General features: G+C 72.9%; 19 protein-coding genes. 11 read left to right on the forward strand and 8 right to left on the reverse strand.

The annotated features are described in order from the left end of the window. A complete protein-coding gene (locus tag ABZK10_RS10910; RefSeq protein WP_353809223.1) occupies positions 1 to 828 on the reverse strand; it encodes a purine-nucleoside phosphorylase in 828 nt (275 codons plus the stop codon). A gap of 198 nt (positions 829 to 1026) precedes the next feature. Here ABZK10_RS10910 and ABZK10_RS10915 point away from each other — a divergent pair, with 198 nt between their 5' ends. Together ABZK10_RS10915 and ABZK10_RS10920 are read left to right on the forward strand one after the other, a co-directional pair. Further along, positions 1027 to 2463, forward strand: a complete 1437-nt coding sequence (locus ABZK10_RS10915) for an NAD(P)H-quinone dehydrogenase (RefSeq protein WP_353809224.1) — start codon at positions 1027 to 1029, stop codon at positions 2461 to 2463. Positions 2464 to 2962: 499 nt separating this feature from the next. After that, the gene (locus ABZK10_RS10920) at positions 2963 to 3691 is read left to right on the forward strand and encodes a putative endonuclease domain-containing protein (RefSeq protein WP_353809225.1); all 729 of its coding nucleotides are present in this window, start codon (positions 2963 to 2965) and stop codon (positions 3689 to 3691) included. Between the two features lie 246 nt (positions 3692 to 3937). Here ABZK10_RS10920 and ABZK10_RS10925 read toward each other — a convergent pair whose 3' ends face one another. Together ABZK10_RS10925 and ABZK10_RS10930 are read right to left on the reverse strand one after the other, a co-directional pair. Then, on the reverse strand, positions 3938 to 5704 hold the full coding sequence (locus ABZK10_RS10925) for an ATP-binding protein (RefSeq protein ID WP_353809226.1): 1767 nt from the start codon (positions 5702 to 5704) through the stop codon (positions 3938 to 3940). 144 nt (positions 5705 to 5848) lie between these two features. Further along, positions 5849 to 6487: a Maf family protein gene (locus ABZK10_RS10930; protein ID WP_353809227.1), complete on the reverse strand. Its 639-nt coding sequence runs from the start codon at positions 6485 to 6487 to the stop codon at positions 5849 to 5851. A gap of 37 nt (positions 6488 to 6524) precedes the next feature. Here ABZK10_RS10930 and ABZK10_RS10935 point away from each other — a divergent pair, with 37 nt between their 5' ends. The 4 genes from ABZK10_RS10935 to ABZK10_RS10950 are packed head-to-tail and all read left to right on the forward strand — an operon-like array spanning position 6525 to position 10778. Further along, on the forward strand, positions 6525 to 7796 hold the full coding sequence (locus tag ABZK10_RS10935) for a class I SAM-dependent RNA methyltransferase (RefSeq protein WP_353809228.1): 1272 nt from the start codon (positions 6525 to 6527) through the stop codon (positions 7794 to 7796). A gap of 18 nt (positions 7797 to 7814) precedes the next feature. Further along, the gene (locus ABZK10_RS10940) at positions 7815 to 8516 is read left to right on the forward strand and encodes a response regulator transcription factor (protein ID WP_353809657.1); all 702 of its coding nucleotides are present in this window, start codon (positions 7815 to 7817) and stop codon (positions 8514 to 8516) included. Then, positions 8503 to 9753, forward strand: coding sequence for a sensor histidine kinase (locus ABZK10_RS10945; protein WP_353809229.1), 1251 nt, complete (start codon positions 8503 to 8505; stop codon positions 9751 to 9753). The genes ABZK10_RS10940 and ABZK10_RS10945 overlap by 14 nt, the downstream gene beginning before the upstream one ends. Further along, positions 9750 to 10778 carry a DUF8320 family protein gene (locus tag ABZK10_RS10950; protein WP_353809230.1) on the forward strand — a complete coding sequence of 343 codons (1029 nt, stop codon included), beginning with the start codon at positions 9750 to 9752 and terminating at the stop codon, positions 10776 to 10778. Before ABZK10_RS10945 ends, ABZK10_RS10950 begins: the two co-directional genes overlap by 4 nt. 362 nt (positions 10779 to 11140) lie before the next feature. Here ABZK10_RS10950 and ABZK10_RS10955 read toward each other — a convergent pair whose 3' ends face one another. Together ABZK10_RS10955 and ABZK10_RS10960 are read right to left on the reverse strand one after the other, a co-directional pair. After that, entirely contained in the window at positions 11141 to 11386 is a 246-nt protein-coding gene (locus ABZK10_RS10955; RefSeq protein WP_353809231.1) for a hypothetical protein, read from the reverse strand. A gap of 9 nt (positions 11387 to 11395) precedes the next feature. Beyond that, on the reverse strand, positions 11396 to 13006 hold the full coding sequence (locus tag ABZK10_RS10960) for an acyl-CoA carboxylase subunit beta (protein ID WP_436408513.1): 1611 nt from the start codon (positions 13004 to 13006) through the stop codon (positions 11396 to 11398). 120 nt (positions 13007 to 13126) lie between these two features. On the opposite strand from ABZK10_RS10960, the gene ABZK10_RS10965 reads away from it, so the two are divergent. Together ABZK10_RS10965 and ABZK10_RS10970 are read left to right on the forward strand one after the other, a co-directional pair. After that, positions 13127 to 13999 carry a biotin--[acetyl-CoA-carboxylase] ligase gene (locus ABZK10_RS10965; RefSeq protein ID WP_353809233.1) on the forward strand — a complete coding sequence of 291 codons (873 nt, stop codon included), beginning with the start codon at positions 13127 to 13129 and terminating at the stop codon, positions 13997 to 13999. Positions 14000 to 14007: 8 nt separating this feature from the next. Continuing rightward, positions 14008 to 14571: a PH domain-containing protein gene (locus ABZK10_RS10970; RefSeq protein ID WP_353809234.1), complete on the forward strand. Its 564-nt coding sequence runs from the start codon at positions 14008 to 14010 to the stop codon at positions 14569 to 14571. A gap of 12 nt (positions 14572 to 14583) precedes the next feature. Here ABZK10_RS10970 and ABZK10_RS10975 read toward each other — a convergent pair whose 3' ends face one another. The 3 genes from ABZK10_RS10975 to ABZK10_RS10985 are packed head-to-tail and all read right to left on the reverse strand — an operon-like array spanning position 14584 to position 19284. After that, positions 14584 to 16647, reverse strand: a complete 2064-nt coding sequence (locus ABZK10_RS10975; RefSeq protein WP_353809235.1) for an acyltransferase family protein — start codon at positions 16645 to 16647, stop codon at positions 14584 to 14586. After that, positions 16644 to 17204, reverse strand: coding sequence for a GtrA family protein (locus ABZK10_RS10980; protein WP_353809236.1), 561 nt, complete (start codon positions 17202 to 17204; stop codon positions 16644 to 16646). The genes ABZK10_RS10975 and ABZK10_RS10980 overlap by 4 nt, the downstream gene beginning before the upstream one ends. A gap of 22 nt (positions 17205 to 17226) precedes the next feature. Then, a complete protein-coding gene (locus tag ABZK10_RS10985) occupies positions 17227 to 19284 on the reverse strand; it encodes an acyltransferase family protein (protein ID WP_353809238.1) in 2058 nt (685 codons plus the stop codon). 94 nt (positions 19285 to 19378) lie between these two features. Here ABZK10_RS10985 and ABZK10_RS10990 point away from each other — a divergent pair, with 94 nt between their 5' ends. From ABZK10_RS10990 to ABZK10_RS11000, 3 genes are all read left to right on the forward strand, one after another. Further along, positions 19379 to 20524 carry a 5-(carboxyamino)imidazole ribonucleotide synthase gene (locus ABZK10_RS10990; RefSeq protein ID WP_353809239.1) on the forward strand — a complete coding sequence of 382 codons (1146 nt, stop codon included), beginning with the start codon at positions 19379 to 19381 and terminating at the stop codon, positions 20522 to 20524. Positions 20525 to 20610: 86 nt separating this feature from the next. Then, the gene (gene purE, locus ABZK10_RS10995; RefSeq protein WP_353809658.1) at positions 20611 to 21078 is read left to right on the forward strand and encodes a 5-(carboxyamino)imidazole ribonucleotide mutase; all 468 of its coding nucleotides are present in this window, start codon (positions 20611 to 20613) and stop codon (positions 21076 to 21078) included. Then, on the forward strand, positions 21075 to 22436 hold the full coding sequence (locus ABZK10_RS11000; protein ID WP_353809240.1) for an LCP family protein: 1362 nt from the start codon (positions 21075 to 21077) through the stop codon (positions 22434 to 22436). The genes purE and ABZK10_RS11000 overlap by 4 nt, the downstream gene beginning before the upstream one ends. Positions 22437 to 22441: the final 5 nt, after the last annotated feature.

Raw genomic sequence — 22441 nt, forward strand, 5'->3', positions numbered from 1 at the left:
CTACAGCTCCGCGACGATCCGGGCCAGCAGCGACGAGATGACCGATCCGGCAGCGCGACCGGCCTCGATCACCTCCTCGTGGCTGAGCGGCGTGGCCTGGATGCCCGCGGCGAGGTTCGTGATGAGCGACATGCCGAGGATCTCCATGCCCGCCTGCCGGGCGGCGATCGCCTCGAGCGCCGTGGACATGCCCACGATGTCGCCGCCGATGGTCTTCGCCATCTGCACCTCGGCCGGCGTCTCGTAGTGCGGCCCGCGGAACTGGGTGTAGACGCCCTCGTGGAGGCCGGGGTCGACCGTGTGCGCGAGGTCGCGCAGGCGCTGTGCGTAGAGGTCCGTGAGGTCGACGAAGGTGGCGCCCTCGAGGGGCGAGTCGGCAGTGAGGTTGAGGTGGTCGCGGATCAGCACCGGCGTGCCCGGGGGCCAGTCCTCGTGGATGCTGCCGGCGCCGTTGGTGAGGATCATGACGGATGCCCCGGTGGCGGCGGCCGTGCGCACCGAGTGCACCACGCGGCGCACGCCGTGCCCCTCGTAGTAGTGCGTGCGCGCGCCGATCACGAGCGCGCGCTTCCCGCTCGGCAGGAGGATCGAGCGCAGCGTGCCGACGTGTCCCTCCAGGGCGGGCTCGCCGAAGCCCGTGATGTCGGTCGCCGGAAGCGTGTGGGTCGTCTCGCCGATGAGGTCGGCGGCCTTGCCCCAGCCGCTGCCGAGGGTCAGCGCGATGTCGTGCCGGTCGACGCCGGTCGCCTCCGCGATCTGTGCGGCGGCGGTGCGGGCGACCTCGAACGGGTCGGCTGCGGGGTCGTCGAGCGGATTCGGTGCGTGCATGGTGCCATGCTACTGAGCACCCCCGTTCGGGTGTCGCCGGCGTGCTCGCATGAGCACGGGCGCGACGGATGCCGCTCCGTCGAGGCATCCGCTCGCCGACGCTCCCCGCGCCGGGCAGCGCTTCGTGCGACGGTCGGGCGCCGCGCCGGGGCATCCGCTCGTTTGCCCGCCTTTCCGCGGCTGCGCCAGAATGGTCGCATGGCCTACGAGTTCGAGCGCACCCAGCGGATCGCAGTGCTCGGGGGTGGGCCCGGCGGGTACGAGGCCGCGCTCACGGCAGCCCAGCTCGGGGCGGAGGTCACGCTCGTCGAGCGCGTCGGCGTCGGCGGCTCGGCCGTGCTCACCGACGTGGTGCCCTCGAAGTCGCTCATCGCGACCGCCGAGGCGTCGAACGCGGTCAAGGAGGCGGCCGACCTCGGCGTGCAGTTCTACGCGCGCGGCGAGTCGGGCAAGCCGATCCGGCCCGAGGTCGCCATCAACCTGTCGGCCGTGAACAAGCGGCTGCTCGGGCTCGCGCGGCAGCAGTCGGAGGACATGCGCGCCAACCTGCTCGACGCGGGCGTGCGCATCGTGCAGGGCGAGGGCCGCCTCGACGGGCGCGACGCCGTCACCGTGTCGACCGCTCCGGGCGACGAGGGCACCGACTTCGACCGCATCGAGGCCGACACGATCGTCGTCTCGGTCGGGGCGAGCCCGCGCGTGCTGCCGTCGGCGGTGCCCGACGGCGAACGCATCCTCACCTGGACCCAGCTCTACCAGCTGCAGACCATCCCCAAGCACCTGATCGTCGTCGGATCCGGCGTCACCGGTGCCGAGTTCGCGTCGGCGTACCGGGCGCTCGGCGCCGAGGTCACGCTCATCTCGAGCCGCGATCAGGTGCTCCCCGGCGAGGACGCCGACGCCGCCGCCGTCATCGAGAAGGTCTTCAAGCGCAACGGCATGCACGTGATGAACAAGTCGCGCGCCGAGTCGGTCGTGCTGGCCGGCGACGGGGTCGTGGCCACGCTGACCGACGGACGCACCGTCGAGGGGTCGCACTGCCTGATGGCGGTCGGCTCGATCCCGAACACGAAGGACATCGGGCTGGCCGAGGCCGGGGTGCAGCTCACCACGAGCGGCCACATCCGCGTGAACCGCGTGGCGCGCACCTCGATCCCGAACATCTACGCAGCCGGCGACTGCACGACCTTCCCGCCGCTCGCGTCGGTCGCGTCGATGCAGGGGCGCACGGCGATCTTCCACGCCATGGGCGACATCGTGAACCCGCCCGAGGAGCGCAACATCACCTCGAACATCTTCACGCAGCCCGAGATCGCGACCGTCGGCTGGAACCAGAAGCAGATCGACGACGGCATCGCCCAGGGCGTGATCTACAAGCTGCCGCTCGCGTCGAATCCGCGCGCGAAGATGATGGGCATCCGCGACGGCTTCGTGAAGCTGTTCGCGCGCACCGGCTCGGGCACCGTGATCGGCGGCGTCATCGTGGCGCCGAAGGCCTCCGAGCTCATCCTGCCGCTGACGATCGCGGTCGAGCAGCGCCTGACGGTCGACGAGGTGGCCGAGGCGTTCCCCGTCTACCCGTCGCTCTCGGGCTCGCTCACCGACGCCGCGCGCGCCCTGCACATCGTGCAGTAGCGCCCGTCCGCCGGCCGGCCCGCCACCCGCCGCGTGGTGTGTCGCTTTTCAGGACGCCGGGATGAGCGGTGGAGGGTTCGGGCGCGCCCGGGCCGGTGGGCGCACGGATCGTGCGTGCTCCCAGGTCTGGAAGCAGCATCCGTGCCAGTCCCTGTCGTGGACTCCTGAGAACGGACGCCGTCGCTCGGTGGGCAGATGTCGGGGACGCTCCTCCACAGGGCGCCGGCGGCGAGCTGTGCGTGGGTCGCGCGCGGGCGACCGCAGGGCGCCGACGAGCTGCGGCAGCCTGACGGGCATGCGACGGGTCGTGGAGACAGTGGATCGGTTCGGTGGAATCGCCACCCGGCGGCAGCTGCTGGCGGAGGGGCACTCGCCGGCTCGGCTGGCGGCGGCGGTGCACGCGGGCGCGCTGCAACGCGTACGACGCGCGCACTACGCGAGTCCGGCCGCAGCACGAGCGGCCGTCGTCGCAGTCCGCGTCGGCGGGCGACTCGGGTGCGTGAGCGCCGCAGCGAGCCTCGGGGTGTGGGCCGGGTCCGAGGACGCCGTGCATGTGGCGCTGCCGGCGAACGCCGGGCGGCTGCGCACGAGGCATCCGCTCGGCGAAGCGCGGGGCGCACCGCAGGGCGCGGACGATGAGGCGGGCATCCGCTCGGACCTGCATGCCGAGGAGGTCGTGCTCCACTGGTGCGAGGAGGCGGTGGGCGAGCGACCGCGGGCGGCGAGCGCATGGCGCACCGACATCCGCTCCGCCCTCGAGCAGGTCGCCGGCTGCCAGCCGAGGGGGGACGTGCTCGCGGCATTCGAATCCGCCGTGGCACGGCGGCTGCTCCCCCTCGAGGAGGCGCGCACCATGCTGGCCGCGCACGGCGGCTGGCACCGGGAGCAGTCGGTGCTGCTGACCGACCTCGCCGGATCGGGCGCCGAGACCCACGTGGCGCTGCTGCTGCGCCGCCTCGGCCTGGTCTACCTCCAGCAGGTGTGGGTCGACGGCGTCGGTCGCGTCGACTTCCTGGTCGGCGGGGTGCTGGTGGTCGAGGTGGACGGTCGCGCGTTCCACAGCTCGCTGGCCGCGTTCGAGGAGGACCGCCGGCGCGACGGTGAGCTCCTGGCCCGCGGAATCCCGACCCTGCGGGTCACGGCGCGCGAGGTGCTCGCCGATCCGGACGCGGTGGGACTGCGGGTCCTCCGAGTGCTGGAACGCGCCGGCGTGCGACGCGCCGCCTGACGTGCCGCGGCGGCTGCCGGTGCACGGCGTCGGGCGCCGGGCGGCTGCCGGTGCACGGCGTCGTCGCGCCGGGGTGCTCCCTTTTCAGGAGTGGGACAGCGGGCGCCAGCGGGATGCGTCGTTCGCACCGCCGCCGCGCAACGATCCGCAGTACGGGGCCGGTTCAGCGGGGGATCGTTGCGGGGCCGGTCGGAGGCTCCTGAAAAGCGAACCCGCCAGAAGCGCGAGCGGCGCGGGCGGCTGCGGTCAGGCGTCGTCGATGGCGAGCAGGAGGTGACCGCTCGAGACGGTCGCGCCGACCACGGCGTTGACCACGCTCACGACGCCGTCCTTGTGGGCGGCGATCGGCTGCTCCATCTTCATGGCCTCGAGCACGAGGATGAGGTCGCCCTTGACGACCTGCTGGCCCGGCTCGACGACGACCTTCACGACGGTCGCCTGCATCGGCGCCTTCACCGCGTCGCCCGAGCCCGTATCGACCGCGTGTCCGCCCGAGCGGCGGCGCGGCGCGGGGCCGGCGGTCGGCTGCACCGAGGTCGCGGCGAACCGCTTCGGAATGGACACCGCGATGCGGCGGCCGTCGGCCTCGACGACGACCTCCTCGCGCGCGGCCGGGCCGGTCGGCTCGGCGAGCTCGCCCGACCACGGCTCGAGGCGGTTGTCGTACTCGGTCTCGATCCAGCGCGTGAAGACCGTGAACGGCTCGCCGTCGGTCGGCGCGAACGCCTCGTTGCGCACGATGTCGCGGTGGAACGGCAGCACGGTCGGCAGCCCTGCGACCTCGAACTCGTCGAGGGCGCGGCGGGCGCGCTCGAGCGCGTGCTCGCGCGAGGAGCCGGTGACGATGAGCTTGGCCAGCAGCGAATCGAACGCGCCGGAGATCTCGTCGCCGGTGGTCACGCCCGAGTCGATGCGCACGCCGGGGCCGCCGGGGAAGCGCAGCTGGTGCACGGGGCCGGGGGCGGGCAGGAAGTTGCGGCCCGGGTCCTCGCCGTTGATGCGGAACTCGAACGAGTGGCCGTGGGCCACCGGGTCGTCGTAGTCGAGCGTGCCGCCCTCGGCGATGCGGAACTGCTCGCGCACGAGGTCGAGGCCCGTCACCTCCTCGGAGACCGGGTGCTCCACCTGCAGGCGGGTGTTCACCTCGAGGAACGACACGGTGCCGTCGGCGCCGATGAGGAACTCGCAGGTGCCGGCGCCGAGGTAGCCGACCTCGCGCAGGATCGCCTTGGACGACTCGTACAGCAGCCGGGTCTGCTCCTCGGTGAGCCAGGGGGCCGGTGCCTCCTCGACGAGCTTCTGGTGGCGGCGCTGGAGCGAGCAGTCGCGGGTCGAGACGACCACGACGTTGCCCGCCGCGTCGGCGAGGCACTGCGTCTCGACGTGGCGCGGCTCGTCGAGGTACTTCTCGACGAAGCACTCGCCGCGGCCGAACGCGGCGACGGCCTCGCGGGTGGCCGAGTCGAAGAGCTCGGGCACCTCCTCGCGGGTGCGGGCGACCTTGAGGCCGCGTCCGCCGCCGCCGAACGCCGCCTTGATGGCGACGGGCAGGCCGTGCTGGTCGACGAAGTCGAGCACCTCCGCGGCGTCGGCCACGGGGTTGAGCGTGCCGGGGGCGAGCGGCGCGCCCACCTTCTCGGCGATGTGCCGGGCGGAGACCTTGTCGCCGAGCTGCTCGATGGCCTCGGGCGACGGGCCGATCCAGGTGAGGCCCGCGGCGATGACCGCGCGGGCGAAGTCGGAGTTCTCGGCGAGGAAGCCGTAGCCGGGGTGCACGGCGTCGGCGCCGGAGCGGCGGGCGATCGAGAGCAGCTTGTCGATGACGAGGTAGGTCTCGGCGCTCGTGGTGCCCTCGAGGGCGTACGCCTCGTCGGCGAGCTTGACGTGCCGCGCGTCGCGGTCCTGGTCGGCGTAGACGGCGACCGACCCGATTCCGGAGTCGCGGGCGGCACGGATGACCCGGACGGCGATCTCGCCCCGGTTCGCGATGAGGACCTTGGTGATGCGCGGCATGATTCCCCAGCCTATTGGCGCGGGGCGCGTGGCCTTTGGTGACGGCGTACAAGAAACCCGGCGAAGCGTGGGCGGCGAGCGACAACGACGGCGCGGTGCCGCGTCAGGGCGCTGCGGATGCCGCGGGGCGCATGCGCCGGCTGGTCAGGCCCGGTTCCAGAGCGACGTCCACTCCACCCCGAGCTCGCGCACCAGTTCGCGCAGGGTCGACAGCGACAGCCCCACGACGGTGCTCGGGTCGCCCTCGACCCGGGTGATGAACGGACCGCCGAGCGAGTCGACGGTGAACGCGCCGGCGACGGCGAGCGGCTCGCCGGTCGCCACGTAGGCGTCGATCTCGTCGTCGGTGACGTCGGCGAAGGCGACGGATGCCACGTCGGGGCGCCCGACCGCGGCGCGCGGCGACCCGCCGCGGTGGTCGATGAGCCAGTGGCCCGACCAGAGCTCGCCGCTGCGGCCGCGCTGCTCGCGCCAGCGGGCGGCGGCGACCTCGGGCCGGTGCGGCTTGCCGTGGATCGTGCCGTCGACGAGGAAGGCGGAGTCGCCGCCCAGGACGAGCCCGTCGATCGGGTGGCCCTCGTGCACGGCGCCCGACAGCGCCTCGGCCTTGGCGCGCGCGAGCAGCTGCACCATCTCGTCGACGGGGAGGGGGCCGCGCTCGGCCTCCGTGCGCGCCACCAGGGCCTCCTCGTCGACCCCGGGCGGGAGCGCCACCGGTTCGATGCCCGCCTGCCGCAGCAGCTGCAGCCGGGCGGGCGAGGTCGACGCGAGGTAGAGGCGCATGCACCCCATCCTGCACCGTCCGTGAGACGCTTGTCGGATGGCACGCACCCTCGAGCTCGACGTCGGTCCCGTCGCCCACGGCGGCGTGTTCGTCGCCCGTCACGAGGGGCGCGTGGTGTTCACGACCGACGCGCTGCCGGGGGAGCGGGTGCGTGCGCGCGTGGTCGACGATCGCCACGACCGCTACTGGCGCGCCGAGACCGTGGAGGTGCTCGAGGCATCCGCCGATCGCCGAGGGCACGTGTGGGAGGCCGCGTCGCTCCATCGCGACCCGACGGAGCGGGCGGGCGGCGCCGAGTTCGGGCACATCCGGCTCGAGCGCCAGCGGGCGCTGAAGGCCGACGTGCTCCGCGAGGCCTTCGCGCGGTTCGCCGACCTCGAGGTCGATCCCGTGGTCGAGGCCGTCGAGCCCGGTGCGGATGCGCCGCCCGACGCGGCCGCCGACGGCACCGCCTGGCGCACGCGGGTCCGGCTGCAGGTCGCCGACGACGGCACCCTGGGCCCGTTCGCGGCACGCTCGCACGACGTCGTCGAGATCACCGACCTGCCCCTCGCCACGCCCGCCGTCGCCGGTGCGGCCCCGCTCGGCCAGCGGTTCCCGGGCGCCGCCCACGTCGACGTCATCGCATCGAGCGACGGCGCCACCCGGGTGCTGGTGGCGGAGCGCGATCGTCGCGGGAAGCCGCGCCGAGCGCCGCGGGGCGAGCTCACCGAGTTCGTCGAGGGCCGGCCGTTCACGCTCGAGCAGGCCGGCTTCTGGCAGGTCCACGCGAACGCGGCGCGCACGCTCTACCGCGCGGTGCAGGACGCGGTCGACGCCGCGGCGTTCGACCCCCGCGCCGCGAACCTCGACCTGTACGGCGGCGTCGGGCTGCTGGCCGCGGCGGTCGGCGACCGCTTCGGCGAGACCGTGCGCATCACGACCGTCGAGGCCGACGCGCACGCCACCGACCACGCCGCCGCGAACCTCGCCGACTGGATCGGGGCCGCGGCCGTGACCGCGCGCGTCGACCGGTTCGTGCGCGACCTCGTCGAGCAGGCGTCGCGCTCCGAGCGCCATGCGCTCGCGCAGGCGACCGTCGTGCTCGACCCGCCGCGATCGGGCGCGGGCCGCGCCGTGGTCGACGCGCTCGGCGAACTGCGCCCGCGGCAGCTGGTCTACGTGGCCTGCGATCCGGTCGCGCTCGCCCGCGACGTGGGGTACCTGCGCGACGCCGGCTACGCGCTCGAGGAGCTGCGCGCGTTCGACCTGTTCCCGAACACGCATCATGTGGAGGCGGTCGCCCGCCTCGGCAGTATCGTGGCCTAGGTGCGACGCGAGCGAGGGGTGGGCGTGCAGGCAGCGGAGACCGGGACCGAGGTGGCGGAGACGCCGCGCGTGGCGATCGTCGACGACCACGAGGCGGTGCGGCTCGGCCTGCGCGCGGCGTGCACGGATGCGGGGTACGACGTCGTCGCCACGGCCGCGACCGTGCCCCAGCTCGTCGAGCGCCTCGGCGGCGAGGGGTGCGACGTCGTCGTGCTCGACCTGTCGCTCGGCGACGGCACGTCCGTGACCGACAACGTGCACGCCGTGCGGGCGACGGGCGCCGCGGTGCTCGTGCACTCGATCGCCGACCGGGTGGCGAGCGTGCGCGAGTCGCTGGCCGCGGGAGCGGCGGGCGTGATCCCGAAGTCGTCCCCGATGGACGTCGTGATCCGATCGATCGCCACGGTCGCCAACGGCGACGTGCTGAACAACCTCGAGTGGGCGAGCGCCATCGAGGCCGACTCCGAGTTCGCAAAGGCGCAGCTCGGCCGCCGCGAACGCGACGTGCTGCACCTGTACGCATCGGGCCTGCCGCTGAAGATGGTCGCGGGGCAGCTCGGCATCGCCCACTCGACGGCGCGCGAGTACCTCGACCGCATCCGCGCCAAGTACGTCGAGGTGGGGCGTCCCGCGCCGACGAAGGTCGACCTCCTCCGCAGGGCCGTCGAGGACGGCATCCTCCCCGGCCTCGACCCCGAAGGCGGGGATGGCCGCGGCTGAGTCGCCCCTCGCGCGACTCAGCCCGCGCCAGCGCACGGCCGTCACCCGTGCGCAGATCGAGACCGTCTCGGCACGGGCCGTCGGCCTGTTCGGGCTGGTCTTCGCCGCCCAGACCGCGCCCGTCGCACTCGACCAGAACGCCGCGCTCCACGTGGGTGCCGGCACCGTGCTCATGGCCGTGCTCTACGGCGGCATCGCGTCCCTCGCCATCGCGAGCATCACGAAGATCGCGGTGCGCCGGGTCAGCCTGCTGTTCGCACTCGCGTACGCCGCAGCCGTGCTCGCCTGGCCCCTGCTCGTCGCGGATCCCGCCGCGATGCAGGGGCAGGTGCCGTGGATCTACTACCTGTGCACGGTCGCGACGACCGCGGCGTGCATCACCCTGCCGCTGTGGGGCGCGGTCACCTACACGGTCGTGGTCCCGGTGGTCTACGGCGTCGTGCGGGTCGGCCCCGCCGGTGGTTCGCCCGGGGCGCTGATCGCCGTGCTCGACGCGGTCTACGCGATCATCCTGGGCCTGGTCGTGCTCATCATCATCACCATGCTCCGCCAGGCGTCGGGTGCCGTGGACGCCGCCCAGGAGGCGGCACTGCGTCGCTACGACATCGCGGTGCGCCAGCACGCGAACGAGGTGGAGCGCGTGCGCATCGACGCCCTCGTGCACGACAGCGTGCTGACCACGCTCCTGACCGCCGCGGCCGCGGAGAGCGGGCAGGAGCGAGCGCGTGCCGCGCGCATGGCACGGGACGCGGTCGCCCGGCTCGAGGAGGCCGGGGCGCCCGGGGTGCCGAGCGCGGTCGAGCGGGTGGAGTTGACGGTGCTGGTCCGGCGGCTGCGCGCGGCCGTCTCGACGTTCGCGAACCCGTTCCAGGTGCGCGTGGTGCACGCGAGCGGCGTGCACCTGCCGGTCGAGGCGGTCGAGGCGATCTACTCGGCCGCGGTGCAGGGCATGGTCAACAGCATCCAGCACGCCGACGGCGACGACGGGCGTCCGATCCGCCGTTCGCTGCGGGTGCGCGGTGTGGGCCGCGACGGCGTCGTCGTCGAGATCGAGGACGACGGGATCGGGTTCGAGCGCAGCCACGTGCCGTCGGGACGACTCGGCATCCGCATGTCGATCGAGGAGCGCGTCGCGAGCGCAGGCGGGTCCGCCCGCGTCGCGAGCTGGCCGGGCGAGGGCACGCGCGTCGTGATCGCCTGGCCCGCGGAACTGGACGAGACGGAGGCGCTGTCGTGATCGCCGTCCCGCGCTGGTTGCTGGTGGGCCTCGGCGCCCTCTTCTCGGGGTACCACGTCGTGCTCGGCATCACCTCGCTCGACGTGCCCGCCTCGCCCGTGCCGACGCTCGTCGCGCTCGCCCTGTACGCGTTCGCGACCGTGATCAGCCTCTGGCCGGCGAAGCAGATGCGGATGCCCCAGTGGATGGCCGTGTTCGACGTCGCCGTCGCGGTGGCGCTCCCGCTGCTCGTGACGAGCCAGCTGGACCCGCTCGGTTCGAGCGGCTACGCCACCTGGTACGTGGCGGCCGTGGGCACGCTCATGACGATCGTCGCGGCGCGCAGGCAGCTGCTCGTCGCCTGGACGGGCGTCATCGTGCTGGCGGTGCAGACGCTCGCCTGGGCCGGGCCGATGGCGCTCGGCACGCTCGGCGTGATCGGCAGCATCGTGTGGGTCGGCATCACGCACATGCTCACGGCGGCGCTCGCGAAGGCGGTGCGCGACACGCGCGCATTCGGCCGTGCCGAGCGCGAGGCGGCCGACTGGCAGGCGGCCCAGGACGCGCACCTCTTCGAGGGGCGCCTCCGCATCGCGCAGACCAGCCGCATCGCGGCCCCCATGCTGCGCCGCATCATCGAGCGCGGCGGCGACCTCACCGAGGCGCAGCGTCGCGAGTGCCGCATGCTCGAGGCCGCGATCCGCGACGAGATCCGCGGGCGGATGCTGCTCGACGACGACGTCCGCGAGCGGGTGCGCGAGGCGCGCGAGCGCGGTGCCGTCGTGTCGCTCCTCGACGAGGGCGGCATCGACGAGCTCTCCGACGAGGCGCGCGGCGAGGTGCTGTCGCAGCTGGCCGACGCGATCGCGGCGAGTCGTGCCGATCGCATCGTCGCGCGCACCGCGGCGTCGGGCGGGCCCACCGCCGTCACCGTCGTCGGGCTGCTCGCCGCGGCGCCGGGTGCGACCGTCGACGAGGACGACGACGAGGTGGAGTTCTGGCTGGAGATCCCGCGCGTCTCGCCCGAGCGGGCGAGCGGGGGCTGAGCGCCCCCGGAGCGGTGGCTGCAGCGGCTCGGCCCGGTCGCGCGAGCGTCGTACCCCGGGCAGTGGGAAGGGGGCCGGCCCCCAGCCGACCCCCTATCCGAATCCGAGCCGGGGAGACAACCCGAATATCTCCCGGACTCGCCCCCTGACGTTCGCCTCGATACCCTGGTCGGCGAACGGGTGGCGGTGATCCTCGATGGGATTCACCTGTCGATATTCATCCTGATGGCTGCCGGCGGTGCGGGATAGTCAGCATTTAGGGGGACACCGAGGGGGACAGGGCCCGACACGCCGGAATCCGACCGGATCGATACCTCGTTCCGGCTGTCGACCCGGGGTCGATCGGTGCGGAACCGGCGCGCTCAGCCGCGGAACGCGTGCCAGCCGCCGGGCTCGGCCACGACGGGACCGCGCAGGCGGTGCCGCGGATGCGACCACTCGGCCCGCGCGGAGACCGGTCGCGCGTGGCGTTCGGCCTGCTCGGCGCGGATGGCGGCCGCGACGACCGCGGCCGCGGCCGCGGCCTCCTCGGCGGGCACGTCGGGGGTGAGGATGCGCACGTCGGAGGCGTCGAACGCCTGGTCGGGCGGCGGGGTGATCTGGGCCATGGGTCCTCCCTAGAGCGGGATGTTGCCGTGCTTCTTCGGCGGCAGGCTCGCGCGCTTGGTGCGCAGCGCCCGGAGCGCCTTGGTCACGGTGACGCGGGTCGCGGCCGGCTCGATGACGCCGTCGAGCTCGCCGCGCTCGGCCGCGAGGAACGGCGACGCGACGTTGTAGGTGTACTCGTTGGCCAGCTTGGTGCGCACGGCGGCGACGTCCTCGCCGGCTTCCTCGGCACGCTTGATCTCGCCGCGGTAGAGGATGTTGACCGCGCCCTGGCCGCCCATGACCGCGATCTCGGCGGTCGGCCAGGCGAAGTTCAGGTCGGCGCCGAGCTGCTTGGAGCCCATCACGATGTACGCGCCGCCGTAGGCCTTGCGGGTGATGACCGTGACCAGCGGAACGGTCGCCTCGGCGTACGCGTAGAGCAGCTTCGCGCCACGGCGGATGACGCCGGTCCACTCCTGGTCGGTGCCCGGCAGGTAGCCGGGTACGTCGACGAGGGTGAGGATCGGGATGGAGAACGCGTCGCAGAAGCGCACGAAGCGGCTCGCCTTCTCTCCCGCCTCGATGTTGAGCGTGCCCGCCATGGCGCTCGGCTGGTTGGCGATGATGCCGACCGAACGGCCCTCGATGCGGGCGAAGCCGATCAGGATGTTCGGTGCGAACAGCGGCTGCACCTCGAGGAACTCGCCGTCGTCGACGATGCCCGCGATGACGTCGTGCATGTCGTACGGCTGGTTCGGCGAGTCGGGGATGAGCGTGTTCAGGCGCCGGTCGCCGTCGGTCGTCTCGAGCTCGACCTCGCTGTCGTAGACCGGTGCCTCCGACTGGTTGTTGTCGGGCAGGTAGCCGAGCAGCGTGCGCACGTAGTCGAGCGCGTCGGACTCGTCGCTGGCGAGGTAGTGCGCGACGCCGGAGACCTTGTTGTGGGTGAGCGCGCCGCCCAGTTCCTCGAAGCCGACCTCCTCGCCGGTGACCGTCTTGATGACGTCGGGACCGGTGACGAACATGTGGCTCGACTTGTCGACCATCACGACGAAGTCGGTGAGGGCGGGGGAGTAGACCGCGCCGCCCGCGGCGGGCCCCATCACGATCGAGATCTGCGGGATGACGCCCGATGCGGCGGTGTTGCGGCGGAAGATCTCGCCGTACTTGCCCAGCGCGACCACGCCCTCCTGGATGCGGGCGCCGCCCGAGTCGAGGATGCCGATGATGGGCACGCCGGTCTTGATGGCGAGCTCCATGACCTTGATGATCTTCTCGCCGGCGACCTCGCCGAGCGAGCCGCCGAAGACCGTGAAGTCCTGCGAGTAGACCGCGACCTGACGGCCGTGCACGGTGCCGGTGCCGGTGACGACGGCGTCGCCGTACGGGCGCTTGGACTCCATGCCGAAGGCGTGCGTCCGGTGGCGCACGAACTCGTCCAGCTCGACGAAGGAGCCCGGGTCGAGGAGCTCCTCGATGCGCTCGCGCGCGGTCATCTTGCCCTTGGCGTGCTGCTTCTGCCGGGCGGTCTCGCCCGCGGCCGTGACGGCCTCGTGGAAGCGCTCCTTCAGGTCGGCGAGCTTGCCCTCGGTCGTGGAGAGATCGGGTGCGGAAGGGGTCGCGTCGGTCACGCGGTTCACTCTACCGGCCAGCCTCCGGGCGAAACCGTTGACGGAATCCCACAAAACCGGGCCGCACAGCTGGTGGCATCCGCCGGTCGCGCCGGCGCGCGGGCGCTACCGTATGCGTCAGGAGGTCGCATGGAATTCCCACTCGCCGGTGCCGAGGTGCCGCGGTTGGTCGCACTCGACGAGGCCGGATCGACGAACGACGAGCTGGCGGAGCGCGCCCGCTCGGAGGCATCCGCCTGGCCCGACCTCTCGGTGCTCGTCACCGACGACCAGACCCGCGGGCGCGGACGGCTCGGCCGCACGTGGATGGCGCCGTCGGGCAAGACCCTGGCGATCTCGATCCTGCTGCGGCCGAGGCTCGCCGGCGGCGCGGAGCTGCCACCCGACGCGCTCGGCTGGCTGCCGCTGCTCGCGGGCGCCGCGATGACGCGCGCCGTGCGCGCGGTGGTGCTCCCGGGCGCCGGCGAGGGCCGCGCGAGCGAGCCCGACGAGTCGGCGGTGATCGACGGCGACGGCACCGGGGGCGTGGACGTGTGGCTGAAGTGGCCCAACGACGTGCTCATCTCGGGCTACAAGGTGTGCGGCATCCTGTCGGAGCTGCTCGCCGACCAGCACGCGGTGATCATCGGGTCGGGCCTGAACGTCTCGCTCGACGAGCACGACCTGCCGACGCTCACGTCGACCTCGCTGTCCCTCGTCACGCACGCTCCGGTCGATGCCGACGCCGTGCTGGCCGACTACCTCCGTCGGTTCGCGCGGCTCTACCGCGACTTCCTCGGGTCGGGGGCGGATGCCGCCGCCAGCGGCCTCGCCCGGGAGGTGGCCGAGCTCTGCGGCACGCTCGGCACGCGCGTGCGCGTCGAGCTGCCGGGCGGCGCCGAGCTGGTCGGCGTCGCGGAGTCGCTCGACGACGCCGGGCGGCTGGTCGTGCGCGACGAGGCCGACGCGGAGGGCGGTTCGCGGGCCGTCGCAGCCGGCGACGTCACGCACCTGCGGTATTAATGGTGGCTATGACGCAGACGGGCCCGATGCAGTCCGGGGGCCCGACCCAGCCCCCGCCCGAACGCGTCGTCGCGCGCGTGCGACGTCACGCGCGCGTGCTCACGGTGCCGGTGCTCGTCCTCCTGGTCGTCTGCGGTGCGGTGGGCTTCGCCGTCGGCAACGTGCCCGAGACCTGGATGGAGTTCGCGCTGGTCGGCCTCGGCATGATCGTGGTCTTCGTGTTCACCGTGCTGCCGTACCTCGCGTGGCTCACCCGCCGCTACACGATCACCACGCGCCGGCTCATCCTGCGCGGCGGCCTGTTCGTCGCGGTGCGGCAGGAACTCCTGCACTCGCGCGGCTACGACGTGACGGTGCGCCGCAACTGGTTCCAGTCGATCTTCGGCTCGGGCGACGTGCGCATCAACACCGGGCACGACAAGCCGGTCGTGCTCGCCGACGTGCCGAACCCCAACCTGGTGCAGCGCGTGCTGCACGACCTGCAGGAGCAGTCCAACACGCTCGTCGCCGAGCGGCGGCGCTGGGAGCAGTCGGCCGCGCCCGACGAGCCCGTGGCCTGGGGCGGGCGCTAGCCGCGCCGTCGCTCAGCGCTCGACGATCTCCCGCAGCCGCGGGCCGAGGTAGGGCGTGAGGGTGTGCGCGAAGGTCGCCGTGAGGTGACGCCCGTCGCGGGTGAGGATCACGTGTCCGACGACCGGGGAGCAGTCCTCGGGGCCGCACATCAGGTCGGTGAGGTCGACGAGGTGGGCGTTCCGTGCGGCGGCGACCGCCGCCTCGAGCCCGCTCGCGGGGAGCGCATCGGTGCGCGGGCGCGCGCACTCGGTCTCGGCGTCGAGCCCATGCTCCTCGACGCAGGCCATGATCTCGCGCGGGAAGAGCGGGTTGTCGGCGATCGCGATGATCGGCGTCGCGAGGTCGCCCCTGGCCGCCCAGGCCTCGAGCAGCCCCTCCACCCGGACCGATTCCGCCTCGGGGGTGTCCTCCTCGTACCCGGCGAGGAACGCCCCGCGCGAGTGGGTGACGACGATGGCGTCGTAGTCCACCTCCGCGATGCGCTGCATGGCGCGGTCGACCCACCCCTCGCAGTTCGCCGACGCGAGCGCCCCGCGCTTGAACTGCGGTGCGGTCGAGAGGTAGCACCCGGAGTGGCCGGCGACCTCGATCGACCAGCCGTAGGCGTTCGCGATCTCCTCGTACACGCCGAGCAGCGTGTTGTTGTGCGAGTCGCCGATCGCGAGCAGGCGCTTCGTCGGCTGGTCGGACCCGACGGTGCAGATCGCCGGTTCCGGGGTGTCGTCGGTCGACCAGCACTCCGCCCGGTTGTCGTCGTCGGACGTGATGCCGGCCAGTGCCGGCACGAGGACGCCCTCCAGGACGGGGTTCTCGCACGGCGCCAGTTCCGGGTCGAGGGCGGCGGCACCGAGGCACGCCACGTCGCCCGCGCGCAGCGCCTGCGCCGCCGCGACCGCGCGGTCGCGCTCGGCGGCCTGCGCCGCGACGCCGAGGCCGGCGGCGAGGGCGACGGCGACCACGGCGCCGACCGGCGCCAGCAGCGACCGTCGGATGCCGAGGCCGGAACGGCGCGCGATGACCGGCTCGACGACCCAGCGCTGCGTCGCCCAGGCGAGGACTCCCGCGAGCACGAGCACCCCGGTGGCGCCAGCGAGGCCGACTGCCGCACGATCCCGGACGGCCAGGTACGCGATGAGGATGGGCCAGTGCCAGAGGTAGAGCGGGTAGGAGATGCGGGCGACGAAGTGCACGGGCCGCAGTTCCAGGGCGCGGTCGACGCCGAACCGGGTGCGGTTCCCGGACGCCAGCACCACCAGCGCCGCACCGCCGACGGGCACGACGGCGGGCACCGACGGGTAGGCGGCCGCGCCGTCGATCACGAAGCCCGAACCGAGGATCAGCGCGAGGCCGAGCCAGCCGAGCAGGGCGCGCCACCGCTCGTCGAGTGCCGGCCGGTGGGCGAACCCGAGCGCCAGCAGGCCACCGGCCCCGAACTCCCAGAACCTGGCGGCGGAGTCGAAGTACGTCCGCGTCGGGTCCTGCAGGTTCGCCCACGCGGCGAACCCCAGCGACGCGATGCTGAGCGCGGCGGCGGCCACCAGGAGTGCGGACCGTGCGGGGGCGCGCCGCCCGGTGGCGGCGAGGACGAGCGCGGCCACGAGCGGCCAGACGAGGAAGAACTGCCCCTGCACCGACAACGACCAGAAGTGCTGGAAGGGGCTGGTCTCCGGGCCGGCTGCGCCGTAGGCGAGTTGCGACCGGATCAGTTCCCAGTTCTCCAGGAACAGGGCGGATGCGACGAGCTCGGTGCCGTTCTGGATCCAGCTCGTCTGCGGCAGCACCACGAGCACCATCGCGCCTGTCGCGACGAGGACCACGAGCGCCGCGGGCACGAGGCGCAGCAGCATCCGCCCGTACCGGGCCGCGAGCGCCGGGCGCTCGCCGCGTGCGGCGGATCGGGCGAGCGACGCCGTGAGGAGGAAGCCGGAGACGAACAGGAAGACGTCGACCCCGCCGGAGACGCGCCCCGCCCCGAAGAGGTGGAACACCACCACGAGGGTGAGCGCGATGCCGCGCAGCCCGTCGATCTCCGCGATCCTCGACGGGCCGGGCGCGGTGCGGTGCGGCGTGCTCATCCCCGCGGTGCGGTCCCCTCGGCGTCGCCCGGTGCCGGCTCCTCGAAGAGGGACCGCTCGGCCTCCTCGACGCGCGCGAGCGCGGAGAGCCCGTCGGACCGGTGGTGGCCGAACACCCACCAGCGGTAGAGGGCGAACCGGAAGAGCGTGCCGAGCGCGAGACCCACGACGTTCGAGGCGATGTTGTCCGCGAGCAGGCTCGTGAATCCGAGCACGTGGTGGCTGACCCAGAGGCAGAGCAGGGCGATGGCCATCCCGCCGAGGGAGACGACCAGGTACTCGGCGAACTCGCGCAGGTAGTTCTTCCGGCGGTGCCGCCGGAAGGTCCAGTAGCGGTTCCCGAGCCAGTTGAAGACGATCGCGACGCTCGTCGAGATCGTCTTCGCTCCGATCGCCGACTGCGCCCAGCCGTCGTCGCCCAGCAGGCCGAGCCGGAGCAGGTTGAACACCGCGACGTCGATGACGAGCCCGATCAGGCCGACCACGCCGAACTTGACCGCGTACGTGAGGACCCCGTGCCACAGGCGGGAGAGCGCGGTGCGGAGCGAGGACGGCATGGGCGACAGCCTAGGCGGACGTTCAGAAGAGCCAGGGCGCCTGGGCGCGCAGTGCACGCTCGAGCGGCTCCTCGAGCGTGCGGCCGTAGGTCGCCGAGAAGTGGTCGCGGTCGCGGTAGACGAGCACGTCGCCGACCACGGGCTCGCACCGATCGGTGCAGAAGCTGTCGGTCATGTCGATGGCGACCGTCGACTCGGGCACGTCGGCGGCCGAGAGGAGCGGGTCCTCGGCGGCGAAGATGTCGTCGCGGGCACGTCCGCAGGCGCTCAGGTCGTCGGGGTGCTCGGACACGCACGTCGGCACCGTCCACTCGAAGCGCGGGGTGTCGCGGATCGCGATCGTCGGGATGCCGGCGGCGTCCAGCTCGCGCCAGACCTCGACCTGCTCGTCGAGCATGACCTCCTCGGTGAACCGCTTGCCGTTCGGCGTCTGCGAACCCACCGTGAGCAGCGCGTCGGGCCGGATGGCGGCGATCTCGTCGACGACCTTCTCGTTCCACTCGACGCAAGCGTCGTACGGGCTGATCTCGCGAGCGCCCTCGGGGCTGATCAGGCGGCAGCCGTCCTTGTCGACGAGCACGAGCGCCCAGCCGTTGCGGGCGGCGATGCCCTCCATCGCCTCGTACCACTGCATCACATGCGAGCCGCCCGACATCACGATCGTGCGGGTGGGGTCCTCCACGTCGCTCTCGCAGACCTTGACGTCGCCGCGACCGGGCACGTCGCCCGTGCCCTGCACGCAGCCCCACGACAACGGCGCGGGCCGGTCGACGCCGGCTGCCGCCGCGGCGGGGACGAACGCGGCGGTGTTCACCGAGCCGGACCCGTCGGCGTCGAGGGCGCGAGCGCCGTCGGCGGTGACCTCGGCGGTGCTCGCGCGCACCTGCTGGATCTGTGCGTCGGTCCACGCCTGGACGCGCACGACGCCGGCGCCGACGATCAGCACGACGACGGCGATGGCCGCCAGTGGTGCTGCGATCATGCTGCGCGTCGAGACGGTCGACCGCAGCGCGATCGCCGGCTCGGCGACGAACCGCTGGGTGAGCCAGGCCAGCACGACCGAGATGAGCAGGATCGCCGCCGCGCTCCGCGGCCCCACCGACGGGCGATCGAAGTACATCAGCCAGAAGATGAGGATCGGCCAGTGCCAGAGGTACAGGGGGTAGGAGATGCGGGCGATGAACCGCAGCGGCGCGGTGTCGAGGAGGCGGTCCGGACCGAAGCGGCGGGTGCGGACGCCGGACCCGACGATGATGAGCGCGGTGCCCGCGAGCGGCCACAGCGTGAGCGGCCCGGGGAAGGCCGAGCCGCCGTCGATCAGGAAGCCGCACGCGACGATCATCGCGAGGCCGGTCCACACCGCGGCGATCGACCAGGCGCGGCCGATGCGCAGGTGGTGCGCCGACAGCGCGAGCAGCGCACCCGCGCCCAGCTCCCAGAACCGCGCGAACGAGTCGAAGTAGGCCACCTGCTGGTCCTGGCCGTGCAGCAGCATCGCGTAGGCGAACGACGCCGCGGTGAGCAGTGCGGTGACCACGAAGAGCACGCGACGCACCGGCAGCCGGCGCGCGGTGATCGCCGCGACGACCGCCACCAGGAGGGGCCAGGCGACGAAGAACTGCCCCTGCACGGACATCGACCAGAAGTGCTGCAGCGGGCTGGTCTGCGGTCCGGCGGCCCCGTACGCGAGCTGCGACGAGATCAGCTCCCAGTTCTCGTAGTAGAGCGCGGACGCGATGAGCTCGCGGCCGTTCTGCAGCCACTGCGTCGACGGGGCGAGGAGGACCGTCGCGACCAGCACGCCGACGAGCACCACGATCGCGGCGGGCACGAGGCGGACCGCCATGCGGCCGTACTGGTTGGCCAGGAACGGGCCGCCGCGGTCGACCCGACGCACGAGCGAACCGGTGAGCAGGAACGCCGAGATGAACAGGAACACGTCGACGCCGCCCGAGACCCGGCCCGCGCCGAAGAGGTGGAAGAGCACGACGAGTGCGAGCGCCAGTCCGCGGACCCCGACGATCTCGCCGATGAACTCCGACGAGTCGTGCTGCGGGGATCCCGAGTGTCTGCCGGACAAGGTGCTCCGTGGGGGTGGGGGCGGTGTGGGGACGGCGGAGTGCCAGCCGGTACCGTAACACCTTCCGGCTGAACGGGAAGTAGGGTGTGCAGGGATGAGTGGAGGACGCGTGAGAGTCGGAGTGATCGGGGGCGGGCAGCTCGCCCGGATGATGATCCCGGCGGCAGTGGAGCTGGGCGTCGAGATGCGCGTCCTCGCCGAGGGCGAGGGCATGTCCGCGGCGCTCGCGGCGACGGCCGTCGGCGACTACCGCGACCGCGAGACCGTGCTGGCCTTCGCCCGCGACGTCGACGTGATCACGTTCGACCACGAGCACGTCCCGCAGGACGTGCTGCACGCACTCGTCGACGCGGGCATGGCGGTGCATCCCGGGCCGGACGCGCTCGCCGTGGCGCAGGACAAGCTCGTCATGCGCGAGCGGGTCTCCGAGCTCGGCCTCCCGGTGCCCGACTGGGGGCGGGTCGAGACCCCGGACGAGCTCGACGACTTCATCGCCGACCACGGCGGCAGCGCGGTCGTGAAGACCGCCCGCGGGGGCTACGACGGCAAGGGCGTGCGCGTCGTGCGCGCCGCCGCGGAGGTCGCCGAGTGGTTCGCGACCCTCGCGGAGGACGGCAACCCCGGGGCGCTGCTCGTCGAGGAACTGGTCGACTTCCGTCGGGAGCTCGCCCAGCAGGTCGCCCGTCGCCCGAGCGGTGAGATCGTCGCGTGGCCGGTCGTCGAGACCGTGCAGGTCGACGGCATCTGCGCCGAGGTCATCGCGCCCGCGCCGCACTCGGCGGGACGCGTGGCCGACCTCGCCGAGGACATCGCGGTGCGGGTCGCCGAAGGGCTGGGCGTCACGGGGATGCTCGCGGTCGAGCTGTTCGAGACGGTCGACGGCCGCGTGCTCATCAACGAGCTCGCGATGCGCCCGCACAACAGCGGCCACTGGAGCATGGACGGGGCGACGACGGGGCAGTTCGAGCAGCACCTGCGCGCCGTGCTCGACCTCCCGCTGGGCGCCACCGGGGCGCGCGAGCCGTGGTCGGTCATGGTGAACGTGCTGGGCGGACCCGCGGAGGGGGAGATGGTCGACCGGTATCCGGCGATGCTGGCGGCGCATCCGCTCGCCAAGGTGCACAACTACGGCAAGTCGCCCCGGCCCGGACGCAAGATCGGGCACGTCACCGTCAGCGGCGACGACCTGGACGAGGTCGCCTACCAGGCGCGGGCAGCGGCCGCGTTCTTCGACGACTGACGCGAGCCGCGCAGCCGATCCCCGGGATCTGCCCGTACGATCGTCGGGTGGCAGAAGCAGCGAGCACGCCCGTCGTGGGCGTCGTGATGGGATCCGACTCCGACTGGCGCGTCATGCAGGCGGCATCCGAGGTCCTCGACGAGTTCGGCATCGCGCACGAGGTCGAGGTGGTCTCCGCCCATCGCACGCCCGAGAAGATGATCGCCTACGGCAAGGAGGCGTACGACCGGGGCATCCGCGTCATCATCGCCGGCGCCGGCGGCGCGGCCCACCTGCCCGGGATGCTCGCCAGCGTCACCACGCTCCCCGTCGTGGGCGTGCCGGTGCCGCTGTCCACCCTCGACGGACTCGACTCGCTGCTGTCGATCGTCCAGATGCCGGCCGGCGTGCCGGTCGCGACGGTCTCGATCGGCGGTGCGAAGAACGCGGGGCTCATCGCCGCGAAGATCCTCGCGACCTCCGACGCGGGGCTGACCGATCGACTCGCCGCCTACGCCGAGTCGCTCGCCGCGATGGTCGAGGAGAAGAACGAGCGCCTCAAGCAGGCGCGATGAGCCTCACCGCCAGCCCGATCCGCTTCCCGGATCCGTCGTCGCGGCCCCTCATGACCCGCCGCGGCTGGTGGCTGGTCGGCCTGAACGTGCTGGTCCCCGGGTCGGCGCAGGTGCTCGCGGGCAACCGTCGACTCGGGCGGTTCGGGCTGGGGGCGACGCTCGCGCTCTGGGCGCTGGTCGCGCTCGCCGTCGTGGTCTGGCTGCTCTGGCCGACCGTGCTGTACACGCTCATGAGCAACTCGCTCGCGCTCTGGGCGTTCGCCGCGCTGTTCCTCTTCTACGCGGTCGTGTGGGTCGTGCTCACGCTCGACACCCTGCGACTGGTGCGGCTGGTGAAGACCGCTCCGCTCGCGCGCCCGGCGATCGCCGTGCTCGGGCTGGCGGTGATGGTCGGGCTCTCCGGCACCGCCGCCTACGGCGCCTACGTGGCGACCACGGCGAGCGGGTTCCTCTCGTCGGTGTTCGTCGCCGGCCCCGCCGAGCCGCCGGTCGACGGCAAGTACAACTTCCTGCTGCTCGGCGGCGACGCCGGCCCCGACCGCGACGGACTGCGGCCCGACAGCATCTCGGTCGTGAGCGTCGACGCCGAGACGGGCCAGGCCGTCACCATCGGCCTGCCGCGCGACCTCCACTACGCCCCGTTCTCGGAGGGCTCGCCGATGGTCGCGGCCTACCCCGACGGCTACGGCGTGAACGGATGCGACGTGGACGTCTGCCAGCTCAACTCGATCTACACCGAGGTGGAGCTGAAGAGCCCGGAGATGTACCCGAACGCCGTCGCCGAGGGCAGCGAGCCGGGCATCGAGGCGATGCGCGACGTCGCCGAGGGCATCACGGGGCTGCCGATCCAGTACTACGTGCTGATCGACATGCAGGGGTTCGCCGACCTCATCGACGCGCTCGGCGGGGTGACCGTCGACGTGCCGCAGGACATCCCGATCCACGCCGACGAGACCTTCACCACGGTCGCCGAGTGGATCCCCGCCGGCGAGCAGCACCTCGACGGCAACCATGCGCTCTGGTACGCGCGCTCCCGCCACGGCACGAGCGACTACGACCGCATGGCGCGCCAGCGGCAGATCCAGGAGGCCATGCTGCGGCAGTTCACCCCCGCGAACGTGCTGACCAAGTTCCAGGACGTCGCCGCGGCGGGCTCGCAGGTGGTGAAGACCGACGTGCCGCAGAGCATGCTGGGCTACTTCGTCGACCTCGCCACGAAGACGCAGGAGCTGCCGATCGTCGACCTCGAGATGGTGCCCGCGAGCGGCATCGAGCCCGAGGACCCGGACTACGCGTACATCCGCCAGCTGGTGGACGAGGCGGTGTTCCCGCCCGAGACCGAGGAGGACGCAGGCTGACGGAT

Source organism: Agromyces sp. SYSU T00194 (assembly GCF_040496035.1).
Lineage (GTDB): Bacteria > Actinomycetota > Actinomycetes > Actinomycetales > Microbacteriaceae > Agromyces > Agromyces chitinivorans.

Excerpts from the sequence above, each read along its gene's own strand:
- ABZK10_RS10965 (WP_353809233.1), top strand. The coding sequence starts at position 13,127 with ATGGAATTCCCACTCGCCGGTGCCGAGGTGCCGCGGTTGGTCGCACTC.
- purE (WP_353809658.1), top strand. The coding sequence starts at position 20,611 with ATGGGATCCGACTCCGACTGGCGCGTCATGCAGGCGGCATCCGAGGTC.
- ABZK10_RS10915 (WP_353809224.1), top strand. The coding sequence starts at position 1,027 with ATGGCCTACGAGTTCGAGCGCACCCAGCGGATCGCAGTGCTCGGGGGT.
- ABZK10_RS10925 (WP_353809226.1), bottom strand. The coding sequence starts at position 5,704 with ATGCCGCGCATCACCAAGGTCCTCATCGCGAACCGGGGCGAGATCGCC.
- ABZK10_RS10935 (WP_353809228.1), top strand. The coding sequence starts at position 6,525 with ATGGCACGCACCCTCGAGCTCGACGTCGGTCCCGTCGCCCACGGCGGC.
- ABZK10_RS11000 (WP_353809240.1), top strand. The coding sequence starts at position 21,075 with ATGAGCCTCACCGCCAGCCCGATCCGCTTCCCGGATCCGTCGTCGCGG.
- ABZK10_RS10980 (WP_353809236.1), bottom strand. The coding sequence starts at position 17,204 with ATGCCGTCCTCGCTCCGCACCGCGCTCTCCCGCCTGTGGCACGGGGTC.
- ABZK10_RS10990 (WP_353809239.1), top strand. The coding sequence starts at position 19,379 with ATGAGTGGAGGACGCGTGAGAGTCGGAGTGATCGGGGGCGGGCAGCTC.
- ABZK10_RS10910 (WP_353809223.1), bottom strand. The coding sequence starts at position 828 with ATGCACGCACCGAATCCGCTCGACGACCCCGCAGCCGACCCGTTCGAG.
- ABZK10_RS10955 (WP_353809231.1), bottom strand. The coding sequence starts at position 11,386 with ATGGCCCAGATCACCCCGCCGCCCGACCAGGCGTTCGACGCCTCCGAC.
- ABZK10_RS10970 (WP_353809234.1), top strand. The coding sequence starts at position 14,008 with ATGACGCAGACGGGCCCGATGCAGTCCGGGGGCCCGACCCAGCCCCCG.
- ABZK10_RS10975 (WP_353809235.1), bottom strand. The coding sequence starts at position 16,647 with ATGAGCACGCCGCACCGCACCGCGCCCGGCCCGTCGAGGATCGCGGAG.
- ABZK10_RS10945 (WP_353809229.1), top strand. The coding sequence starts at position 8,503 with ATGGCCGCGGCTGAGTCGCCCCTCGCGCGACTCAGCCCGCGCCAGCGC.
- ABZK10_RS10930 (WP_353809227.1), bottom strand. The coding sequence starts at position 6,487 with ATGCGCCTCTACCTCGCGTCGACCTCGCCCGCCCGGCTGCAGCTGCTG.